General features: G+C 73.3%; 4 protein-coding genes. All 4 read left to right on the top strand.

Features of this window, described 5'->3' with window-relative positions:
- Positions 1–584: cytochrome P450 (locus E1264_RS41570; protein WP_132182921.1), on the top strand; the 584-nt coding region annotated here is incomplete at its 5' end.
- 104 nt (positions 585–688) lie between these two features.
- Positions 689–2,041 (top strand): sensor histidine kinase, encoded by a 1,353-nt coding sequence (locus tag E1264_RS41575; RefSeq protein WP_132182923.1) that lies wholly within the window; start codon positions 689–691, stop codon positions 2,039–2,041.
- Positions 2,042–2,086: 45 nt separating this feature from the next.
- Entirely contained in the window at positions 2,087–2,752 is a 666-nt protein-coding gene (locus tag E1264_RS41580; RefSeq protein WP_132182925.1) for a response regulator transcription factor, read from the top strand.
- Positions 2,753–2,842: 90 nt separating this feature from the next.
- Positions 2,843–3,168, top strand: a 326-nt coding sequence (locus E1264_RS45775) for a response regulator (RefSeq protein WP_243711495.1), incomplete at its 3' end; no start/stop codon positions are given.

The raw sequence follows: 3,168 nt of genomic DNA on the forward strand, positions 1-3,168 counted from the left end.
ACATGGACCCGCCCGCCCGGGCCATGCTCGCCCGCGTCCCGTACGGCGAGACGGTGGACTTCGTCGGCGAGGTCGTCCGCGACCTGCCCGAAACGCTGCGGAACACCCTCACCGGCGGCCTCTACGCGCTGCTCCGCCACCCGGCGCAGTACGTCCGGCTCCAGGAGGCGCGGTCGGACGAGCGGCTCCTCGACGGCGCGGTCGAGGAGATGCTGCGCTGGTGGACGCCCGTCCTCCAGGTCTGGCGGGTCGTGCAGCGCGACACCGTCATCGGCGGCGTGCCGCTGCTCGCCGGCGAGCGGGTCACGCTGTGGCTGGTCTCCGCGAACCACGACGACGAGGTGTTCCCCGACCCCGGGCGGTTCCTGCCGGACCGGTTCGTCGGCGGCGGCCGGTCGCATCTCTGCTTCGGCTTCGGGTTCCACGCCTGCCTCGGCGCGCGGCTGGCCCGCGTGCAGCTGCGCGCGCTCCTCGACGCGCTGCTGGAACGTCCTGGGCTGCCGCAGGTCGTGGGCGAGCCGGTGATGCTGCGGTCCAACGCCCGGCACGGTTTCGAGCGCCTCCCCATCCGATGGACAGAGTGATCCCGGCCCCGGTGTCCCGCCTGTGCGGGTACGTCCCGAGGAGTACGGACGCTCACTCCCCACGGCCGACGTGGGGCCTGACCTCGATGACTTAACGTGCAGACATGAGCACTTCAGCGCCCCGCGGCCCGGTCCGGTACCGCTGGCCGACCCCCGCCACGTGGCCGGTCTGGGTCGTCCCGGTGCTCCTGGCGTTCGTCCAGGTGTTCGGGTCGATGGGCGCGCAGCACGGCGGCGGGCCGCGAGGGTCGGGACCGCCGTGGGCCGACGACCGGGGCGCCGGTGCCGGACCGGGTTCGGGCGCCGGCCACGCCGACCTCGACCCGCTCGGGTTCGGCCTGCTGCTGGCGGGCCCGGCGCTGCTCCTGCTGCGCCGCCGCAACCCGGTGTTCACGCTGGCCGCGGTAGGGGCGGTGACCGCGCTGTACCTGCTGCGCGCCTACCCCTACGGGCCCGCGCCGTTCTCCCTGGGCGTCGCGATGATGGCCGCCGTCGTCGCCGGTCACCGCCTGGCCGCCTGGGCCGGGACGGGCCTGGGTCTCGCCGCCTTCTTCGGCCTGTCCGTGCTGATCGGCGTCCCGGCGGACGAGCGCGGCAGCGGCTGGTTCTCGCCCGAGGAGCCGACGCTCGTGGCCGCGACGTTCGTCACCGCCTGGGCGCTGGTCGTGCTCGTCACGTCCGAGCTGGTCCGGACGCGCGCCCAGCGGGCCGCCGAGACGGCCCGCACCCGCGCCGAGGAGGAGCGCCGCCAGGCCAGCGAGGAGCGGCTGCGGATGGCCCGCGAGCTGCACGACGTCCTCGCCCATAACATCTCGATGATCAACGTGCAGGCGGGGGTGGCGCTGCACCTGATGGACGAGAACCCCGAGCAGGCCCGGACGGCGCTCGCCGCCATCAAGGAGGCCAGCAAGGAGGCCCTCACCGAGATGCGCGGGGTGATCGGCGCGCTGCGGGCGCAGGGCGAGACCGCGCCGCGCACCCCCACCGCGGGCCTCGGCGGCCTCGACGACCTGCTCGCCCGCGCCCGCTCCGCCGGGCTCCGGGTCGACGCCGAGATCACCGGGGATCGCCGCCCGCTGCACGCGGGCACCGACCTCGCCGCGTTCCGGATCGTCCAGGAGTCGCTGACGAACGTGAGCCGCCATGCCGGTCCCGGCCCGGTGACGGCGCGGGTCCGCATCGCCTACGGTGAAACCGAGATCGTGGTGCAGGTCGACGACGACGGCCAGGGGGTGTCCCTCCTGGACGACCCGGGCGGCAGCGGCAGCGGGATCAGCGGCATGCGGGAGCGGGCCGCGGCGCTCGGCGGCTCGTTCGAGGCGGGGCCGCGGCCGGGCGGCGGGTACCGCGTCCGCGCGACGCTCCCCCTGGAAGCGGGACCGGAACCGGACCGGCCGGAACCGGACGGGCGGGCGCCCGCGGAACCGGACGGCGCGTCCGCCGTGAGAGAGGACTGACCGGACATGCAGGTCTCTGGTGGCTCGCCGGACGCGCGAGACTCGATGATCAAAGTGCTGCTCGCCGACGACCAGGTGCTGGTCCGGGCCGGTTTCCGGGCCCTGCTGGACGCGCAGCCCGACATCGAGGTCGTCGGCGAGGCGAGCGACGGCGAGGAGGCGGTCGCGCAGGCGAAGCGGCTGCGCCCGAGCGTCATCCTGATGGACATCCGCATGCCGGGGCTGGACGGCCTGGAGGCCACCCGGCGGATCGCGTCCGACGACCGGCTGGACGGCGTCAAGATCGTGATCCTCACCACGTTCGAGCTGGACGAGTACGTGTTCGAGGCGCTGCGCGGCGGCGCGAGCGGGTTCCTCGTCAAGGACACCGAGCCCGTCGAGCTGATCCACGCTGTCCGGGCCGTCGCGGACGGGGACGCGCTGCTGTCGCCGTCGGTCACCCGCCGCCTCATCGCCGAGTTCGCCGCGCGGGCCAAGGAACCCGCGCCGTCGCCGCGGCTCAACGCCCTGACCGACCGGGAGCGGGAGGTCATGGCGCTGGTCGGCGAGGGCCTGTCGAACGAGGAGATCGCGGCCCGCCTCGTGGTCAGCCCCGCCACCGCGAAGACCCACGTCAGCCGGACGATGGTAAAGCTCAACGCCCGCGACCGGGCCCAACTCGTCGTGTTCGCCTACGAATCCGGCCTGGTCAAACCCGGCTGGCTACCCTAGAAATTCTTAGTCTGGGACGATTCACTGTTGTCGTTCTTCCGGCCATGGCAGGGTGGACGGCATAGACCGTCGTTGACGTAAGGGAGTCCGGTGCCGAGCGACACGAGGATCCTGGCCGTCGACGACCGCGAGGAGAACCTGACCGCCCTCGCCGCCGTGCTCGACGCGCTGCCGGTGGAGGTCGTGCCCGTCACGTCCGGGCAGGCCGCGCTGAAGGAGCTGCTGAGCGACGACTTCGCGCTGATCCTGCTCGACGTCGTCATGCCCGAGATGGACGGGTTCGAGACCGCGGGGTGCCTCTGTATTTGTCAAGTCACGGTGGTGCGGGCGTGGGGTCGCCGCTGGCGGGTTCGGGAAGTGACTTGTCCGAAGAGCCGGCTGTCGGGGTTGAGCCGGTCGCGCTGGATGGCAGAGTC

The sequence above is a fragment of the Actinomadura sp. KC216 genome (genome assembly GCF_004348535.1).
Classification (GTDB): domain Bacteria; phylum Actinomycetota; class Actinomycetes; order Streptosporangiales; family Streptosporangiaceae; genus Spirillospora.